The sequence below is a fragment of the Pseudomonas sp. S10E 269 genome, from assembly GCF_002798465.1.
Taxonomy (GTDB): domain Bacteria; phylum Pseudomonadota; class Gammaproteobacteria; order Pseudomonadales; family Pseudomonadaceae; genus Aquipseudomonas; species Aquipseudomonas pergaminensis.
In genome coordinates this window covers 4699164-4718051 of the sequence record NZ_PHIJ01000001.1, presented here as the reverse complement: position 1 = coordinate 4718051, position 18888 = coordinate 4699164, and the positions used below count along the sequence as shown (strand labels likewise).

At 59.6% G+C, this 18888-nt stretch carries 17 protein-coding genes; 3 read left to right on the top strand and 14 right to left on the bottom strand.

The features are described from left to right. From CWC48_RS21990 to CWC48_RS21965, 5 genes are all read right to left on the bottom strand, one after another. A complete protein-coding gene (locus CWC48_RS21990; RefSeq protein WP_100490302.1) occupies positions 1-630 on the bottom strand; it encodes a response regulator transcription factor in 630 nt (209 codons plus the stop codon). Positions 631-933: 303 nt separating this feature from the next. Further along, entirely contained in the window at positions 934-1650 is a 717-nt protein-coding gene (locus CWC48_RS21985; protein WP_049708994.1) for an MgtC/SapB family protein, read from the bottom strand. A 73-nt stretch (positions 1651-1723) separates the two neighbouring features. Beyond that, positions 1724-4429, bottom strand: a complete 2706-nt coding sequence (gene mgtA, locus CWC48_RS21980) for a magnesium-translocating P-type ATPase (RefSeq protein ID WP_100490301.1) — start codon at positions 4427-4429, stop codon at positions 1724-1726. Between the two features lie 419 nt (positions 4430-4848). After that, on the bottom strand, positions 4849-5451 hold the full coding sequence (locus CWC48_RS21970) for an N-acetyltransferase (protein WP_100490300.1): 603 nt from the start codon (positions 5449-5451) through the stop codon (positions 4849-4851). Positions 5452-5462: 11 nt separating this feature from the next. After that, positions 5463-5807, bottom strand: coding sequence for an FKBP-type peptidyl-prolyl cis-trans isomerase (locus CWC48_RS21965; protein ID WP_061436125.1), 345 nt, complete (start codon positions 5805-5807; stop codon positions 5463-5465). Between the two features lie 298 nt (positions 5808-6105). On the opposite strand from CWC48_RS21965, the gene CWC48_RS21960 reads away from it, so the two are divergent. The 3 genes from CWC48_RS21960 (at position 6106) to CWC48_RS21950 (ending at position 10243) form a co-directional block, all read left to right on the top strand. Continuing rightward, on the top strand, positions 6106-8055 hold the full coding sequence (locus tag CWC48_RS21960; protein WP_100490299.1) for an FAD-dependent oxidoreductase: 1950 nt from the start codon (positions 6106-6108) through the stop codon (positions 8053-8055). A gap of 113 nt (positions 8056-8168) precedes the next feature. Next, positions 8169-9056, top strand: a complete 888-nt coding sequence (locus CWC48_RS21955; protein ID WP_078049203.1) for a nitrilase family protein — start codon at positions 8169-8171, stop codon at positions 9054-9056. Positions 9057-9070: 14 nt separating this feature from the next. Then, positions 9071-10243: a hypothetical protein gene (locus CWC48_RS21950; protein ID WP_177409447.1), complete on the top strand. Its 1173-nt coding sequence runs from the start codon at positions 9071-9073 to the stop codon at positions 10241-10243. 51 nt (positions 10244-10294) lie between these two features. On the opposite strand, the gene CWC48_RS21945 is transcribed toward CWC48_RS21950, so the two are convergent. From CWC48_RS21945 to CWC48_RS21905, 9 genes are all read right to left on the bottom strand, one after another. Beyond that, positions 10295-10915, bottom strand: a complete 621-nt coding sequence (locus tag CWC48_RS21945) for a hypothetical protein (protein ID WP_078049204.1) — start codon at positions 10913-10915, stop codon at positions 10295-10297. 70 nt (positions 10916-10985) lie between these two features. After that, positions 10986-11552, bottom strand: a complete 567-nt coding sequence (locus CWC48_RS21940) for a RidA family protein (protein WP_256581779.1) — start codon at positions 11550-11552, stop codon at positions 10986-10988. A gap of 94 nt (positions 11553-11646) precedes the next feature. Next, positions 11647-13038 carry an FAD/NAD(P)-binding protein gene (locus CWC48_RS21935; protein WP_100490297.1) on the bottom strand — a complete coding sequence of 464 codons (1392 nt, stop codon included), beginning with the start codon at positions 13036-13038 and terminating at the stop codon, positions 11647-11649. 12 nt (positions 13039-13050) lie between these two features. After that, positions 13051-13818 carry an ABC transporter ATP-binding protein gene (locus tag CWC48_RS21930; RefSeq protein ID WP_100490296.1) on the bottom strand — a complete coding sequence of 256 codons (768 nt, stop codon included), beginning with the start codon at positions 13816-13818 and terminating at the stop codon, positions 13051-13053. Between the two features lie 3 nt (positions 13819-13821). Beyond that, positions 13822-15162: an ABC transporter substrate-binding protein gene (locus CWC48_RS21925; protein WP_078049208.1), complete on the bottom strand. Its 1341-nt coding sequence runs from the start codon at positions 15160-15162 to the stop codon at positions 13822-13824. A gap of 21 nt (positions 15163-15183) precedes the next feature. After that, a complete protein-coding gene (locus CWC48_RS21920) occupies positions 15184-16233 on the bottom strand; it encodes a branched-chain amino acid ABC transporter permease (protein WP_100490295.1) in 1050 nt (349 codons plus the stop codon). A 4-nt stretch (positions 16234-16237) separates the two neighbouring features. After that, positions 16238-17119: a branched-chain amino acid ABC transporter permease gene (locus CWC48_RS21915; RefSeq protein WP_078049210.1), complete on the bottom strand. Its 882-nt coding sequence runs from the start codon at positions 17117-17119 to the stop codon at positions 16238-16240. Beyond that, the gene (locus CWC48_RS21910) at positions 17116-17889 is read right to left on the bottom strand and encodes an ABC transporter ATP-binding protein (RefSeq protein ID WP_078049211.1); all 774 of its coding nucleotides are present in this window, start codon (positions 17887-17889) and stop codon (positions 17116-17118) included. Before CWC48_RS21910 ends, CWC48_RS21915 begins: the two co-directional genes overlap by 4 nt. Then, a complete protein-coding gene (locus tag CWC48_RS21905) occupies positions 17886-18788 on the bottom strand; it encodes an AMP-binding protein (RefSeq protein ID WP_100490294.1) in 903 nt (300 codons plus the stop codon). Before CWC48_RS21905 ends, CWC48_RS21910 begins: the two co-directional genes overlap by 4 nt. Between the last annotated feature and the right edge of the window lie 100 nt (positions 18789-18888).

Genomic DNA, 18888 nt, shown 5'->3' with positions numbered 1-18888 from the left:
TCAGATCAGATGGTTGCGCTGAGCGAACTTGGCCAGGTGCACCACCGAATCCATACGCAGTTTCTCCTTGAGGCGCGTCTTGTACGTGCTGACGGTCTTGTGGCTCAGCAGCATGTCCCTAGCGATGTCCTTGTTGCCCAGGCCCAGCGCCAATTTTTGCAACACTGTCAATTCACGGTCCGACAGCGCTTCCACCAGTTCATGCTCGGTGGTCTGCAGATCATCACGGCGTACCGAACTGCTCGGCAGGCTCGGAAAGCAACTGTAGCCAGACCGGATCGCCCTGATCGCCTTTTGCAACTCATCAAGTTCGCCCGTCTTGGCCACAAAGCCCATGGCCCCGGCGCGCATGCAACGGGTGGAAAAGAACACCGCCAGGTAAGAGGTCAGCACCAGGATCTTGCAAGGCAACTCCAGCGCTTTGATCCGACTGATGACCTCCAGACCACCGAGCTTGGGCATTGCCAGATCGAGAATGACCAGGTCCGGTTTCTGCTCACGGGCAATCTGCATGGCATCGGCCCCGTTGCCCGCCTCAAAAATCTCAACAAAACCTTCCTGCTTCAACAGGTACTTCACGGTGGCACGTATAAAAGGGTGATCGTCCACAATTAAAGCTTTGTTGCTCATAAGACTCCCCTAAGAGGATCAGTACGCTTACATATCACGCGGGACCTATCTACCTGTGAAAAGTAACAGTTCCGACGGACGGCACTGATGACTCTACGTAACATATCAGGCAGTACAGACCCCTCCTTTTGATCAAACACGGTAATAACGTAGAGCTGCGTCTTGGTTGCTGAGCAGACGCAAGCGCGCAACCTTATCAACGGCGTGTTGTTTCAAATGAAGGGATAGTCTCGAATGCTTGTAGGACTTTTCCTCTGAGTAGCATAGCCGGCTTTGCGCGGGGCATTGCCTGACAGACACAGCCTACTCCGTAGTACTTGGACTCCAGAATGCCTGCACCACCAGGGTCGACATCGAGATGCGCGCCACCAGGGCGTCCAACTCGTCACCGTCTACCGAGGTCACGGCCAAGGTGGCTTCGATTTCGACTTCTTCCGTGCCGAAGGGGCGAACATCCACATCACTGGCGGGGTAATTGCACCGTGCCAGCTCAGCTTCCAGCAACGCCAGAACGGCTTTTTGCTGGGTGCGCCGGGCGATCACATACAGGATGTTGGTGACTTCTGCCGACACCACATCCAGCGGCTGGCGGTTGATGTTGTTGACGATCGGGCGCAGCAAGGTATTGGCCGCCAGCACAAACAACGTGCCCAGCAGCGCTTCCAGGATCAAGTCGGCACCCGCGCAGGCACCCACCGCAGCCGAGGCCCAGAGGGTGGCGGCAGTATTGAGCCCACGCACGTTGCCCTCTTCGCGCATGATCACGCCGGCACCGAGAAAGCCAATACCCGACACCACATAGGCCACCACCCGCACAGCGCCTTCGGCACCACCAAGACGGTTGGCCATGTCGACGAAGATCGCCGCACCCACCGCCACCAGCACGTTGGTCCGCAGGCCCGCCGTGCGCTGGCGGTACTGGCGCTCGAAGCCGATCAGGCCGCCGAGAATAAAGGCCGCAGTAAGGCTGACCAGGGTATCGACCAGCGAATTGAGGTTGATGTTGTTGATTGCTTGCATGAAAACTCTCCTTGACCACTCACCCCTGTAGGCGCTGGCTTGCCAGCCCATACAAGGGGCGTTGTTACTGCTGTTACTGCCAGCCAAATTTACGGATGTAGTAGCCCTTCACCGCCTGGGTCAGGGCCATATACGCCAGCAGAATCACTGGCAGGAACACAAAGTACAGCGATGGCAGCGCCTGCAATTTAAAGTAGTGCGCCAGTGGGCCCATCGGCAGGAATATGCCCACGGCCATGATCACGCCCGTCATCACCATCAATGGCATCGCAGCACGGCTCTGCAGGAACGGGATTTTCGGGGTGCGGATCATGTGCACGATCAACGTCTGGGTCAGCAGCCCCACCACGAACCAGCCGGACTGGAACAGGGTCTGGTGGTCGGGGGTGTTGGCATCGAAGACATACCACATGAGTGCGAACGTGGTGATGTCAAAGATCGAACTGATCGGCCCGAAAAACAGCATGAAACGGCCGACATCGCCCGGCTGCCAACGTTGGGGTTTGCTGAGCATCTGCGCATCGACGTTATCGAACGGAATAGCAATCTGCGAAATGTCGTACAGCAGGTTCTGCACCAGCAAGTGCATCGGCAGCATCGGCAGGAACGGGATAAACGCACTGGCCACCAGCACCGAGAACACGTTGCCGAAGTTGGAACTGGCGGTCATCTTGATGTACTTGAGCATGTTGGCGAAGGTGCGCCGGCCTTCCAGCACGCCCTCCTCCAGGATCATCAGGCTCTTCTCCAGCAGGATGATGTCGGCAGCTTCCTTGGCGATGTCCACCGCACTGTCCACCGAAATGCCGATGTCGGCGGTACGCAGTGCCGGCGCATCGTTGATGCCATCGCCCATGAACCCCACCACATGCCCGTTGGCCTTGAGCAGGCGCACGATGCGCTCCTTGTGGGACGGCGTCAGCTTGGCGAACACATTAGTGGTTTCCACGGCCTTGGCCAGCTCGGCGTCGGTCATGTCCTCGATGTCGTTGCCCATCAGCAGGCCCTGTTGCTCCAGCCCCACTTCGCGGCAGATCTTGGCGGTGACCAGTTCGTTGTCGCCGGTCAGCACTTTCACGGCGACGCCGTGGGCTTTAAGCGCCTTGAGCGCAGGCGCGGTGCTTTCCTTCGGTGGATCAAGGAACGCCACGTAGCCGATCAGCGTGAGGTTTTTCTCATCCGCCAGGCTGTACGTATCTTGCCCCGGCGCCATCGGCTGCGCCGCCACAGCCACTACACGCAGACCTTCTTCATTGAACGCGGCAGTCACCTGGCGAATACGTGCCAGGAGGTCTTCGGTCAGCGCTTCGTTGACGTCGCCATGGCGCACGTTGGTGCACACCGACAGGATCTCTTCCACCGCGCCCTTGCAGATCAGCAGATGCGGCTGGCCTTGCTCGGCGACCACGACCGACATGCGGCGGCGATTGAAGTCGAACGGGATCTCATCGACTTTCTGGAACGCGGTGCCGACCTTCAGCTCAGGATGCACCTCCACATGTTCCAGCACCGCCACGTCCAGCAGGTTTTTCAGGCCCGTCTGGTAGTAGCTGTTGAGATAGGCCATTTCCAGCACATCGTCGGACTCTTCGCCCCACACGTCCACATGGCGTGCGAGGAAAATCCTGTCCTGGGTCAGGGTGCCGGTCTTGTCGGTGCACAGCACGTCCATGGCGCCGAAGTTCTGGATCGCGTCCAGGCGTTTAACGATGACCTTTTTGCGCGACAGAAACACCGCCCCCTTGGCCAGGGTGGACGTGACGATCATCGGCAGCATTTCCGGGGTGAGGCCCACGGCAATCGACAATGCGAACAGCAGCGCCTCGGTCCAATCGCCCTTGGTGAACCCATTGATGAACAGCACCAGCGGCGCCATCACAAACATGAAGCGGATCAGCAACCAGCTGACCTTGTTGACGCCGTGCTGGAACGAGGTGGTGGCGCGGTCGGTAGCGGTCACACGCTGGGCCAGCGCACCAAAATAGGTACTGTTGCCGGTGGTCAGGATCACCGCCGTCGCCGCACCGGACACCACGTTGGTGCCCATGAACAGGATATTCTCCAGGTCCAATGGGTTGCGGGTCTTGGCGTCCTGCTGCTGGGCGAACTTCTCCACCGGCATCGATTCGCCGGTCATCGCCGCCTGGCTGACGAACAGGTCCTTGGCGCTGAGCACGCGGCAGTCGGCAGGGATCATGTCACCGGCCGACAGGATGATCAGGTCGCCCGGCACCAATTGCTTGATCGGCAGCTCGATGCGCTTGGCTTCGTCCCGGCGCAACACGGTGGCGGTGTTGCTCACCATGGCCTTGAGGGCGTCGGCAGCCTTGTTGGACTTGGCCTCCTGCCAGAAACGCAGCAGCGTCGACAGCACCACCATGGAGAAAATCACCGTGGCGGCCTTCATGTCTTCGGTCAGCCAGGAGATCACCGCCAGCAAGGTCAGCAGCAGGTTGAACGGGTTTTTGTAGCAATGCCACAGGTGCACCCACCATGGCAGCGGCTGCTCATGCTCGACTTCGTTGAGGCCGTATTGCACGCGCAGCGCATCGGCTTCCTGGGTGTTCAAGCCTTCGGCGTGGCTGCCCAGGGTACCGAGCAATTGCACGGCACTGCTGTTGGCCGAGACCACCAAGGTGTGCGCCAGGGTCGGCGGCACTTCGCGGCTGACGCTGGCGTCGGTCACGGTTTCGAGCATCGCCAGGCGGCGGAAGTGCCGGGCGATGTGCCGGGTCCGCAGGAAGCCGGCGAAGAACTCTTTCAACAGAGTGAAGTTCATGGTGTTACTCCTGCGCGAGGAAACCGTCGTGCAGGTACCGCCGTCTGCACCGCGCCCGTTTCATGGGCACAGTCAGCTTGGCCCGCCTGCCGAAAAAAGGCAGGCGCGTCCGTAGCATCCCGAGGCGAGTCAGGTGCTGGTCAGCGTCGATGAGAGGGATTCGGGCAGGTGCCAGGATTGGCCGCTGCCGGGATGCCGCTTCTCGCTTTTAGTGGCGAGACAACGGCATCGGAAAAATGCGCGTTACCTTGCCAAGCCTGTGCCGGTTACCGAAACCGGCCGACTACTGTCACTCGAACAAGTACCCACTGAGGGTCTCCGCTATTGATGAAAACGCGCGAAGCTTACGCCCCGATGAAAGGAGAGTAAACCGTAGGAAAGTTTCCGTATGGGGAATAAGAAGATTCTTCAGGATGGGTTCAGGAAGGTAAATCCACTTGATCTCGCGGCACCAACGTCAGGTAATCACCCACCTGCCCACCTGTCAGGGCCTTGACCTGAATCGATACGCTGTTCACCTGACGCCCCATCGTGATCCCTTCGCGGGTGCGTACCTGCACATAGCCAAGTTTTGGCCAGAAACGGTCAGCCTTGGCATTGCCGATGACTACCGTCAAACGCAGCCATTGAGCGCCATTGCCCGCCGCCCAAGCCTCAAGATCGGCGTGCAGCCGCTGCGCCAACCCAGTGCCATGCAAGCGTGCATCCACCAGCAACAGCCCGATATGCCAAACACCAACAGCCAGCAAGTCCGCCGCAATGTTCACCACCGCCACCAGCTGGTTTTCCACATCGCGGTAACCCAGCCAATACATCCGACTGCACGCCCACCCCGCGGGCAACTGTCCCTGCAACTCCTCATGCGCTTCGGTCGCAGTGGCGGGTGCGCCGTTGACCGCGATGAAGTAATCCGGCGCCCGCTCAAAAAACCGCTGCAACTCGACCTCATCGCGATCACCCAGCTCAACGACCTGAATGCCCACGACGGAACACGCCGGCAACCCGTGTGAATCAACCTCCATGTCCATCGTCCTCAATCGTCCCGCGTCAGCACTTCCAGCAACTCAATCTCAAAACGCAGGTTGCTGTTGGGCTTGATATGCGCGCCCATCGACCGCTCGCCATAGGCCAGATGCGCCGGCACAAACAGCGTGCGCACACCGCCCACTTGCATGCCCATCAAGCCCAGGTCCCAGCCCTTGATCACACGCCCGGTGCCAATCACACACTGGAACGGCTTGCCGCGCTCCCAAGAGGAATCGAACACCGTGCCATCTTCCAGAGTGCCGGTGTATTGGGTGGTGATCAGCGCGCCCTTGACCACGGCTTTGCCGGTGCCAGGGCGGATGTCGGTGATTTGGAGTTCTTCGGGGCTCATAGGGCGCTCGTTGACGGTACAAAGGGTGGGGTTTTCCCAGAATTGGGTAGGTTTGGCAAGCGTAGGATCCGATGGAAAAGGCGAATGTGATGGTGGAACGGTCGCTGCTGTGCATGCAGCCGGTTACTACAGTAATGTTCAGGGTAAAGGAGCATGCTCCCGGCTCTTAACCACCTGCACCGCCCTTACGAAAAAACGCGACTTTCCTTCGCAAAAACCAACGTTTGCCTATTTCTGGCTAGCAGCGCTCACGCGCATCCTGTTTAGAGTACAACAACTCTGAACAGGGAATATCAGAATGACCATCGGTTCCAACTTCAATTACCCCGCAGATACCGCCCAACACCCTCCTCGAAAAAAGCGCTCTCGTAAGGGGGAATGGGTTGCCGAATTCCCTAACCCACCCGATTTATGTTTTGACTATCGCACTTTGGTGGAGCAAGTCGATGGTATTGCAAGAGCAACTGATCCCGCGCATAAAATATGCATTATTGGCGCAGGCATTACAGGCTTAACAACTGCACGCGAACTTTATAGGTGCGGCTTTACAAACATTACGTTAATTGAAAAATCGAACCGTATTGGAGGCAGGCATCTAACCGCCCTTGGGAACCGCCATACCCGCACACTAGGCAGACCGCCTTTCGAAATGGGTGCTATGAGAATGCCGTTCTTTAACAAATCAGGAGAACCTCCTAAAAACGGACGTTCACTTATGGCGTATTACGCCAATCAATTCGAATTGCACCATTCAGATTTCCCAAATCCAGGCAGCCAAGCGGTCCGCTCCACAGGAATATATTTACGAGAAGGAAGTATAGATAACAGCCCAGAGCCTACAATGCTTATCTGGAAAAATACTGATGGAAGAACATCACCCCCAGGTCAAACACTGGGGAAAGTTTTCGAAAAATGGAAAACCTTCGCCGAGCGCATGACATTGGTCGTATCCGAACACTACGGCACTGAAAACTGGGAAAAGATGTGGAATTTAATAGTTAAAAAATATGAGGGCATTTCCTTTCGCGACTTGGTAAAAATGCCAAGCATCGATAATTGGCTCCCCACTGACCCAGGAAACTTTGGCGGCATGGGAATGAGCGCTCAGGAATCCGCGGTTTTTTACGCTATAGGTATTGGTGATGGCAGTTGGGGGGCATTCTATGACGTGTGCTCTCTTTACCCTCTACGTACGGCAATATTTGGATTCAATAGTCACCTACAACTAATCCATGGGCGCGTCAACGCGGACGGCACACCGATGCCATCGCCTTACTTGGAACATTCGGAGACCTTTGACTCAAGAGGCCTTGCATTCAACAAACCAAACTACCTAGGCCTTGGGTCGCTGGCCGAATCCATGCTATTCATCAAACCCGGTGAAGCGCATGAGTCTTTATACGAACACCTCATAAAAAGTCATTCAGGTTTTTTGACTAGCAGTGCAGTGACAAAGATACAAAAACTAGAAAACGGAAAAATACGCGTCTATATCGACTGTGACCTTACACACAGAAAAAAGGCAAAAAAGGAATTCCACGATTACGACTCTGTCGTCATGACACTGCCCTCCTGGCTGATCGAAACACAAATTTCAATTGAAGACTTCAGCCAGGAAATGCTTCCGTTCGACATTACGGAAGCCTATAAAACCGCCCATTGGGAAACCAGTTGCAAAGTATACGCCCCACTCAAAAAGTCGTTCCTCTCTCACAACAAAAACATCCCTCAAATCATCGTGACTGATAGTTTGGTCCATGACGTATACACCTACCGCTACCACCATAACAATACTTATGACTGCATCCTGCTCAGCTACACGTGGGAAGACGACGCCACAAAGCTTTCGGTATTCAGTGATGAAGAACTCGTTGACCGATGCATCGAAGACCTTGACAGAATCCTTTTAAAATCCACCAACATCAAAGAAAGAATATCACCCTACATTGGACGCAATCACGCGGTGGTTCAACGGTGGATGAACAATAAAAACTCACTGGGTTGTGCGAAGCTCTACCGCGCAGGCACTTACTATGAAGCCATGAAATTATTGAAATACAACAGGGACTTTTCTCACAAGTCAGGCCTGTACCTCTGCGGCGAATCCTTTTCCGTAGACGCAGGCTGGACGGAACCCTGCTTCAGGGGAGCAATTGATACAGTGATAAATCTTTGCAATAGAACCCAAGCCAATTTCAACGGAAGCTTTACGATGCAAGACTACCCAATCTACAAAGCAGAACCATAAAAGAAAAAGACTACAACGCAAACGGAATCACCTGACTTTGAATTAAACATTTAGTGACCTCTTAATAAACGCCCAACCGACTCCCGGTTGTATAACAATAAGAGGTCACCAACATGAGCGAACCAGCAAGCCCCGCACGCGTAGCAGTCATCCAACTGGACCCTCAGGTTGGCATGAACAACCGAGCCAACAATCTGCGTCAAAGTCTTGCGCTGGCGACCGAAGCCGCAAACGGTGGAGCGAACCTGATCGTGCTGCCCGAGCTTACCAATTGTGGGTATTTCTTCAGCAGTCGCCAGGACGCTTTTGATCACGCCGAGCTGATTCCAGGAGGCGATAGTGTGCAGGCGTGGACAGATTTTGCCTGCACGCACCAGGTGTACCTGGTGGCAGGCCTGTGTGAAATAGACGGTATGCAGTTGTTCAATACGGCTGTGCTACTAGGTCCCGATGGGTTCATCGGCAAATACCGCAAGGCGCATCTATGGAACCTGGAAAAACTCTGGTTCACGCCTGGTGATACCGGGTTTCCAGTATTTGAAACACCGATAGGCCGTATTGGTTTGCTGATTTGTTGGGACATCTGGTTCCCAGAGGTGCCACGTATTCTCGGCCAGCAGGGCGCCGATATTATTTGCAGCCTGAACAATTGGGTGTGGACGCCACCGCCGCTGTTCGATGAGGCAGGCAAATGCATGGCGTCGTACCTGACGATGACTGCCGCCCACGTCAATAACGTGTTTATCGCTGCCGCCAGTCGCATTGGCGAAGAGCGGGAAGCGCGTTACCTCGGATGCTCGTTGATTGCCGGGACCAACGGCTGGCCGATTGGCGCGGTGGCTTCGGCCAATCGCCAGGAAATCCTGTTCGCCGACATTGATATCACCAGCGCCCGCAGTGCTCCGATCTGGAACAGCCTCAATGACCTGCAGCGTGATCGACGCAATGATCTCTACGATCAAATGCTCGGCTACTCCCGACACCCTGCCCTTCCACGCTGATCGGAGGGCACTGCATGAAAACACTCATTACAGAAACGAATCCCCGCCGGTCCAAGGCCGATATAACCATCCTGATATTGGGGTTAGCCGGCGTGCTACTGATGCTGTGGGTTGCACTTAGCAACCAATGGTCCTGGCCGGGCTACACCGAGATGATCACAAGCCTACCCCATCCCGTTGCCTGGCTACGATGGATAGTCGGGGATATCAGTGAAGTAGCCTTCTACAAGCACGAAATGGCATCGCTCGGTTTGTTGGGCGGCGCCTACCTTGCATGGTGGGCGAGCAAGCACGGTAAAGCCTGGCAAGGATTTTCTATTTCATACGGAACAGGGCTATGGCCTTGGTTGGTGACAAGTTCACTGCTGGGGCTGATGCTGAGTAATCTCCTGTGGGGTTGGAGCGTCACCGCACAGACGTGGCAACCCACGTTTGCGGCATTCGTCTCGTTACCGGCAGCCATGGTGCTGATGTTCGGCGGCGGCTGGAAAGTTGCCATAAACGGTGCGGTATTTGGCGCATTGCTGGTGACTCCCCTATGCCTGCTGATCGTGAACTTCGTATGCGTTCCACTGGGTCTTCCAGTGGTGATCGGCAACGTGGTAGGCATGGCGCTCGGCAGCGTCATTGCGTTTGTACTGTGTCGCCGAGTGCCGTCGTTGATGAGTTCTGATTACATAGCCCCCGCCAAACCCGCACCCGACAAACCGCCCACTTATGGTATTGCCTGGAGTCTGCGTCGGGTGCTCGCGGATTTTTCCGAAGCGCCTTTTTTCGGGAACGAACTTGCCAGTCTCGGGTTGCTGGCAGGTGTACTGGTGGCCTATGCGCTGAACCCGCTCAGCCCGGCGTATGGATCGGGCCTGCTGTTATCCCTGCTTGCGGCCCAGGCGCTGACATCGGCACTGGGTGTCGTGATCTGGCGAACACAGTGGAGGAAACGAGGATGGTACCCGACCTACGTTCCACTGGTCTCTGTAGTCCCGGCGGCTGTATTGACCCATGGTGGTAGTTGGACCGTCATCGGTTCAAGTGCACTGCTCGGGGCTCTGGTCGCGCCGCCACTGGCCTGTGCGATTGCGGGTCGCTTGCCAGCACACTTTCACCCGTATATTGGCAATGTCACCTCAATGGCGTTGAGCACACTGATGATAGTGCCTTTGGTGGGTTGGTTGATCCAGATGTAGCCCCTCCCCCCGCGCTGCGCTCTTCAGCAGCGTGGGAACAGCCTTTGCTCCTCACAACCACCGCCAAAACCGACTCCAAAACCCCCGCCCCAAATCATCCTTGCACCGCGCATATTGCGCCGCATACATCTGCGAGCGCGCCTGTACCTTGCTGGCCACCGGCGGCAGCCAGGCCTTGGCGGCGTAGGTGCGTTGGCGGTAGCCGCCCCAGCCTTCGTGGTAGTTCAGGTATTGGCCGTAGGCGTCGTATTTGTAGACGCCATTGATGGTGTAGGTCTTGTCCATGTACCAGCCGACAAAGTCGATGGCGTCGTCGAAGTCCTGGCGGCTGGCGCCGGTGCGGCCGGTGCTCTTGCGGTAGTCGTTCCACACTTCGTCCTTGGCCTGGGCGTAGCCGGCGGCGGTGGAGACGCGGCCCCAGGGGATGATCCACAGCAGGTATTTGCGGGGGGCCAGGGCGTCCTGGCGGAAGCCGGACTCCTGGTACATGATGGCGAACGGTACCTGGATCGGCACGCCCCAGCGCTTTTGCGTGACTTTGGCGGCGTCGTACCAGTCGTCTTTTTCGCGGAAGATGCCGCACAGGTCATTGGGCGTGCGTGGCGGCGAGGTGCCGCACGCCGCCAACAGGGAGGTGAGTAGTAACAGTCCGACGGCTTTGGCTGCGCTCAAGGGGCACCTTTGCGAGATACGCGTAAAAAAACCGGCATTTTACGCGTTCATTGAGGTGAGTGCCGATGTGTCATCCAGTCGTTTTGATAACGGCGGTGACCTCCAATTCCAGCATTCCGCCACTGGGCAACCCCGCCACGCAGACCGCCGACCGCCGACCGCCGACCGCCGACCGCGCATGCCGGCCCTGCTCGCCAAACACGTCAATCAACACCTGGGAAGCGCCGTCGACCACGTTGGAAAAGCGCTGGAAACCCTCGCCGCCAAACACAAAACCTCGCACAAACAGAATGCGCTCGACGTTCTCTAACCCTACCGCCTGATCCAGCACGCTCAAGGCGCGCAACGCGCAGGTTTGACCGGCCTGTGTCACCCGCGCTGGCGAGGTCTGGTCCGTCACCGGTCCGCTGATCACGCCATCGCCCAGCCGGTACACTTGTCCACTCACATAGGCCACACCCGCATGAATCGTCACTGGCACATAGTCACCCTTGGGTCCTGGCGCCTCGGGAAGTTGCAACCCCAAGGCCGCGACACGCGCGTGGTGACAGACTTGTGGCGCAAGGGATCGAGCCGGATCATGCGCGGGATCGGGACATCGGTGATTGGGGGTGCACCTGGAGGAACCGACTCGAATGTGGGAGCTGGCTTGCCGGCGATGGTCGTCAACGATGACGCGAAAAGCCAGAACGTATGCGGCGTCTTTACGTTTTTCACCGGCAAGCCGGCGCCTATAGGGTGAGTCGTGCGGCCAGTGCCTTGGCTTGCAGCGCTACATCGGTCACTGCGGTGCTTTCCCACCACATCCCGCGCAACGGCGGGCCCATGGCGAACAGGCGCCGACTGACATTGCCCTCGGCGTCCAGCACCGCGCCCGACGCGTCCGCCGCAATCCCCAACGCCAGAGGCCCCGGCTGGATCAGCCCACGCTTGAGCAATTGCTGCGGCAGCGCACGGGCCACGCGGCGCCAGTCGTATTCGATACCGCTGGAGTTGATCAGCGCTGCGCCCGAGACCTGAGTGATGGCTTGCTCGCCGCGATGACGCAAGCGAATGGTCACGCCTTCAGCCGAAGGTTCCAAGCCCTTGAAAGAGGCTGCCCGGATCCGTAACCGCCCCTCATCATGCAAGCGTGCCACTAACTGCGCGCTCAACGGCGGCGAACGGTGGTGATGGCTTTCCCACCACGGCCGCACATGCCGTACGAACTGGCGTTTCTCGCGCTCGCTGGCCTGGCTCCACAGGCGGCCGATGTGCGCGCGCACGGTGTCCAGCGGCGCTTGCCAATCGATGCCCTGCGTTTGCGCAATAGCGCATTGCCGACGCACTTCGCGCAGCAATTGCCGAGGGCTGCGCAGACGGTGATCCTCGCCGAGAAAATCCACCCAGCTCGGCGGTTGCCGGCGCACATGGGGCAGCAAGCCGTGACGCGAGAAAACCTCGATGGGTCCGCGATGCCCGGCCTGTTCCAGGGAGACCACAGCGTCGACCATCGTCAGCCCCGATCCGATGATCAGCACCGGCGCTTGTGGGTCAATCTCGGTCATCGCCTTGACATCCCACGGGTCCACCGCCGCCGCATTCAGCCCGCTGGATTCGGTTTGTGGCGTGCGTGCCGCCGGGAACATGCCGGTGGCCAGTACCGCAAACCCGCCGCGCAGTGGCTGGCCGTTATCGAGGGTCAGCAGCGTCGAGGCTTCCTCCACTTGCAGGTCGACCACTTCGCCGAGCACGTGCTCGACGCTGGATGCAGACTGCGCCTTGGCCTCAGCCAAGCGTTGCTGGGCGTACAAACCAAAAATCCCGCGCGGCGGGAACAATTCGCTGATCGGCACGCGTTGCTGGCCGGACTCCGGCCAGCCGCCGGCGCCGATGTAGTCGGTGAGCCATTGGGTCAGGTCGTCGGCATTGTCCGGGTCGACACTCATGCGCGCCGCATTGCCGTTGAGGGTGTGGCCCAGTTCGACAGCACTGTAGGCCTCGCCGCGCCCCAGTTCCGCGCGCGGCTCGATCACCAGGATCCGGCGTTGGCCGGGCAGGCGCAGCAGTTGCACGGCCAGCATCGTGCCGCTCAGGCCGCCGCCGATGATCAGTACATCAGCGTTGCGGATGGATTCAGTCATGCAGAGTTGCCCTTACTGTTTGCCCAGATAAATGTCATGCAAGTCGCCCCGCGCCAACAGTTCAGCGGCGCTGCCACTCAAGGCCACGCGCCCAGTATCCAATACGTAGCCGTGGGACGCATAGTTCAGCGCAACGTTGATGTTCTGCTCCGCGATCAGGAAGCTCATCTGCTGCTCGCGGTTGAGCTGCGCGATGATCGCGAAAATCTCCTGCACGATCATAGGCGCCAAACCCATGGATGGCTCGTCGAGCAGTACCAAAGTAGGACGGGTCATCAACGCCCGTCCAATGGCGACCATCTGCTGCTCGCCGCCCGAGGTGAGACCAGCGCGGGTGTGGCGCTTGGTCTTGAGCCGTGGGAACCAGGCGTAGATGCGTTCCAGGTCGTGCTCCATCTCCTTGCGGCTCAGGCGCCGGACAAAACCGCCGCTGCGCAGGTTGTCTTCCACGCTCAGTTGGCCGAACACATGGCGACCTTCCAGCACGTGGACCATGCCCTGGCGCACGCGCTGGCTGGGGTCGACGCCGGCCAGGTCGGCACCGGCGTATTCGATCGTGCCCCGGCTGACCTCGGCCCGCTCGGCACGCACCAACCCGGAGATGGCCTTGAGCGTGGTGCTCTTGCCGGCGCCATTGGCTCCGAGCAAGGCCACAATCGCGCCCTTGGGTACGCTCAGCGTCACCCCGGCCACCGCGAGGATCGCGCCGTCGTAGATCACTTCGATGTCGTTGACGCTCAACAGCGCCTGGCTGGCGGATTCAGCAGCGGGCTGGCTCATGGTTTATTCATCCCCGGTGCAGGTACGCGGCGTCAGGCCTTTTTCCTTGGCGAACGCTGCCGACTTTTCATCGATCAGCGGGCGCAACAGGGCGCGGTCGGCGGCGATCCAGTCGCTGATCAGCGTCCAGTTGGCGCCGTCCCACTGTTGCACCCGCGCCGAGCCGCCACCTTCGTGGTCGCGGCACGACAGCTTGAGGTTCTGCATCAGGCCCAGGTAGCCCATGTCCTTCAAGCGCGCATCATCGATGTTCAGGTGTTCCAGGCCCCAGCGGCCTTCTTCGCCATTGAGCGGGCGCTTGCCGAACTTGGCCTGGCCGGTGCGAATCGCTTCTACCGCCACGGCGGCGTTCACCAGACCGGAGTTGTAGTAGACGCTGCCGAAGTTCTTCAGGTCCTTGAGGTCACTGTGGCCCTTGTCGAGGATGTACTGCTTGAGGCGTTTGTGGATCTCGAAATCAGCCCCGGCCGGGTATGGCGTGAGGGCCAGGTAGCCCTTGGCGGCCGCACCGGCGGGCAACACGTCTTCGCTGGAGCTGGCCCAGATATCACCGACGATGTGGTCCACCGGGAAGCCGAAACGCGCAGCGGTCTTCACCGCGACCGGTGTGGACACGCCCCAGGTGCGCAGAAACACCCAGTCCGGGTTGGCCTGGCGCACCTGGCGCCATTGCGCGGACTGTTCGTTGCCGGGGTCAGCCACTGGAATCTGGATGTTTTCAAAGCCGTACTTTTCCGCCAGCAATTTCAGCGGGCCGAGGGTTTCGCGACCATAGGCCGAGTCGTGGTAGACCGTGGCGATCTTCTTGCCCTTGAGTTTGTCGAAGCCGCCTTCGCGCTGGGCGATGTAATTCACCAGTGTCGACGCCTCGCTATAGAAGGTCAGCATCACCGGAAAGTTGTAGGGGAACACGGTGCCGTCGGTGGCTTCAGTGCGGCCGTAGCCGAGGGTGATCAGCGGGATCTTGTCGACTTCCGCGCGCTCGCTCAGCGCATACGCCGCTGGCGCGCCGTTGGGCTGGTACACCGCAACCGGCGCGCCATCCAGGCCATTCTTGAAGCGCTCATAGCACTCGATGCCCTTCTCCGCCGTCCACTCGGTTTCGCACTCCTGCCACACCAGCTTCACACCATTGATGCCGCCTTCGACCTCGTTGATATAACGCAGGTAGTCGATCATCCCGGCCCACACCTGCACACCGCTGGAGGCGTAGGCGCCCACGCGGTAGGTGGCCAGGGGAATGAATTGCTGGTCCGGCGAGGCCATCGCCTGGGGGACCGCACCGGCCAGGGTTGCCAGCGTAAACGCGGCGCCGATCATGGAACGTTTCAAGGATGCACGCATGGGAATTCTCTTGAGGGAATGTTAGAAACGCAGCGGCCACTGCCGCACACGGTCACGCAGGTTGTGCAACAGGCGAATCAAACCCTCGGGTTCCTTGATCAGGAACACGATGATCAATACGCCAAAGATGATTTTCTGCAGGTTCTGCAACTGCCCCGCATCCACCGAACCGCCGAACAGTGCCTGGCCGGCATGGCTGAGGAAGATCGGCAGCAGGCTGATGAAGGCCGCGCCGACAAAGTTGCCGGCGATGCTGCCCATGCCGCCGATAATGATGATGAACAGGATTTGGAAGGAGCGATTGATATCGAAGCTGCTGGCGCTGGCCGTGCCCAGGTAGGCAAAGGCCCATAGCGCGCCGGCAATCCCTAAGTAAAACGAGCTGACCGCAAACGCCAGGCGCTTGTAGCGCACCACCGGGATGCCGACCACGGCGGCGGCGGTGTCCATGTCACGGATCGCCATCCAGTTGCGGCCGACCTGGCTGCGCACCAGGTTGATCGCGGTCCAGGTCAACAGCACCACGGTAACCAGGGTCAGCAGGTAACGGCCCAACGGCGTGTTTAGGTCATGACCGAACAGCGCCAGCTTCGGCGCGGAGATGGTCCCTGACGAACCGTAGTTGTAGAACCAGGGGAACTTGACGAACAGCCACTCCAGGAAAAACTGCGCGGCCAGGGTGGTGACCATCAGGTAGAAGCCCTTGATCCTCGAGCTCGGCAGGCCAAACAGCAGGCCAACCAAGGCGCTGATAATGCCACCACCGAGCAGCGCCACCGGCAACCCCAGCTCCGGCAGGCGCAGCAAAAAACCGTAGGTGGCAAATGCGCCGACAGCCATGAAGCCGGCCGCGCCCACCGAGGTCTGGCCGGTGTAGCCGGTGAGCAGGTTCAGGCCCAGCCCGGCCAGCGACAGCACCAGGAACGGGATCAGGATCGCGTTCAGCCAGTAGTCATCGCCCCACAGCGGCACCACGATAAAGGCCAGCGCCATCAGGCCGCTGAGGGCCCAGGGGATGCGCCGCTGAATCAGCAGCAACGGCGCGGTGTCTTGAGCAACGGGGATCGACATGGTTTCAGACTCGCTCGATGGCGCGCTCGCCGAACAGGCCGGCGGGACGGATATACAGGAAGGCCAGGGCCAATACGTAAGCGAACCACGGCGTGATGCCGCCGCCAATCAACGGGCCGATGTACACCTCGGCGAGGTTCTCCGCCGCGCCGACGATCAGCCCGCCGATTATCGCCCCGCCAATCGAGGTAAAGCCGCCGATGATCAACACCGGCAAGGCCTTGAGCACTACCAGCGACAAGGAGAACTGCACGCCCTGGCGCGCGCCCCACAGCAGGCCCGCCACCAATCCGACAATGCCCGCCACCGCCCAGACGATCTGCCAGATGCGGTTGAGGTTGATGCCGATGGACAGCGCCGCCGTGGTGTCATCCGCCACTGCACGCAGCGACACGCCGATGCGAGTCTTGTTGAACAGCAGCGCCAGCACTGTCACCAGCACCACGGCAGCAGCGGCAGCGATCAGGTCGAACTGGCTGAGCATCAGCGGGCCAACGAACAACGGTACGTCGTCGATGCCCAGGTCGAGGGCGCGCACCTGGGAGCCCATCAAGCCCTGGGCCAGGCCTTCGATAATGAACGACAGGCCCAACGTGGCCATGAACAAGGTGATCTGCGAACGGTTCACCAGCGGCCGCAGCACCAGGCGCTCGATGAGCAAGGCGCCGACGATCATCACGATCACGGTCAGTAGCAGCGCCAGGGCAAACGGCACGCCTTGGTCATGCAGGCTGACAAAGGTCAGCGCCGCAAACAGCAGCATCGAGCCCTGGGCGAAATTGAACACACCACTGGCCTTGTAGATCAGCACGAAGCCGATGGCGACCAGCGAATACATGGTGCCGGCGAGCAGGCCGCCGAGCAGGGTTTCGAAGAAGAACGTCATGGGTTTACAACTCCCAGGTAGGCCGCGATCACCTCGGGATTGGCCTGCACGTCGGCAGGCGTGCCATCGCCGACCTTGCGCCCGTAATCGAGCACCACCACATGGTCGGACAGGCCCATCACCACGCCCATATCGTGTTCGATCAACACCACGGTGGTGCCGAGGTCACGGTTTACGTCAGCGACGAAGCGCGCCATTTCCTGTTTTTCTTCGGCGTTCATGCCGGCCATGGGCTCGTCCAGCAGCAACAGGCTCGGCCCGGCGATCAACGCCCGCCCCAGTTCCACGCGTTTTTGCAGGCCGTAGGACAGGTTGCCGACCAACACGTCCCGGTGGGCTTGCAACTCCAGGAACTCAAGAATGCCCTGGGCCCGCAACCGGAATGCCTCGGCTTCTCGGCGTGCGCGGGGCAAGCCCAGGGCCTGCTCGATAAAGCTGCTGCGCATGTGACGCGACAGGCCGGTGAGGAGGTTGTCGAGCACGCTCATCTTCTTGAACAGCGCGTTGTTCTGGAAAGTGCGGCCAATGCCCCGGCGCGCGGCACCCAAGGGGTCGATGCGGTGGAAGTGCTGGTCTTCGAAGACAATCTCGCCAGCATCGAAGCGATACACGCCATTGAGCACGTTGAGCAGCGAGCTTTTACCGGCACCATTGGGGCCGATCAGCGCGCAGATTTCGCCGCGCGCCACCTCGAAGGACAAGGCATTGATCGCCTTGACGCCCTTGAACGACAGCGAAATATCCCGCACTTGGAGAATGGCCTGGCTCATGCGATGTCCCGCTTGAATTCCGCCAGCCACGCCGGCGAATAGGTGGATTTGACGGGTTGCCAGATATACGCCAGGCGCTGGAAACCCAGGAGTTTGCGCACGCGGTTTTTCAGCAGGCGACGCAGGCCGCTTTGCGGATGGGCGATGGCCCACTCGCAGAGGCGACGGCGCCAGGTGCCGTAGGGCGCCAGGCGGCTTTCGATCTCGTCGGCCAAGTGCTGCAGACGTGCGGGCGACAACAGCAGGCCAGTGGGGGCGACTTCACTGCGGTCACGTCGCGCCGACGCCAGGCTTTCCGGGAAGGCCAGGCCATGGCCGCTGTTCAGCCACTGCTCCAGGACCACCGCCAGGCCGCCCTGCCAATGGGTGCCCTCTTCGCTCCACAGCACGGTCTCCCCCGTGGGATGCCACCAACGTGCGAGGTGTTGCGCGGGCGCCAACGGACCGAGCAATTGGGCGAAGTCCATCAGATTGGCCGACTGCCAATGCCGCACGCTCTGGCGGCTCTGCACATAGGAATGGGTGGGGCGAATGCGCCACAGGTGCTGCTGGAGCGCCTCGGGTTCCAGGTCGTCGGCCAGGGTCAGGACCTGCCCGCCGATGGATTGCGCCGCCAGCGCCAGCAACAACAGGTTCGGCTCGAACGCGCCGCTCAGGGCCAGCCGCGAGTGCTCGCTGAAACCTTGCTGGCGCAAGCCATCGGCCAGGCGCTCGACTTCACGCAATGCGTCAATCCAGCGCCACGCGTACCACTGCCCCTGGCGCTTGTGGCGCAAGGCGGTATGCAGCGGCGTGATCTGCGCCCAGTGCTGCAGTTGTTCCAGCGCCTTGGGCAGGTTGCCGAGGCATTCGGCGGGCCATTCCAGGACCAGCGGACGTTTGAGTTCGTGCACGCTCATAGGGGTGATGCTCCTATTCAAGTGATGTGCGTGCGGTGGTCCGCTGGCCGTTTTTTTTGAATCGACACCGATTTACTGTGGGAGCGGGCTTGCTCGCGAA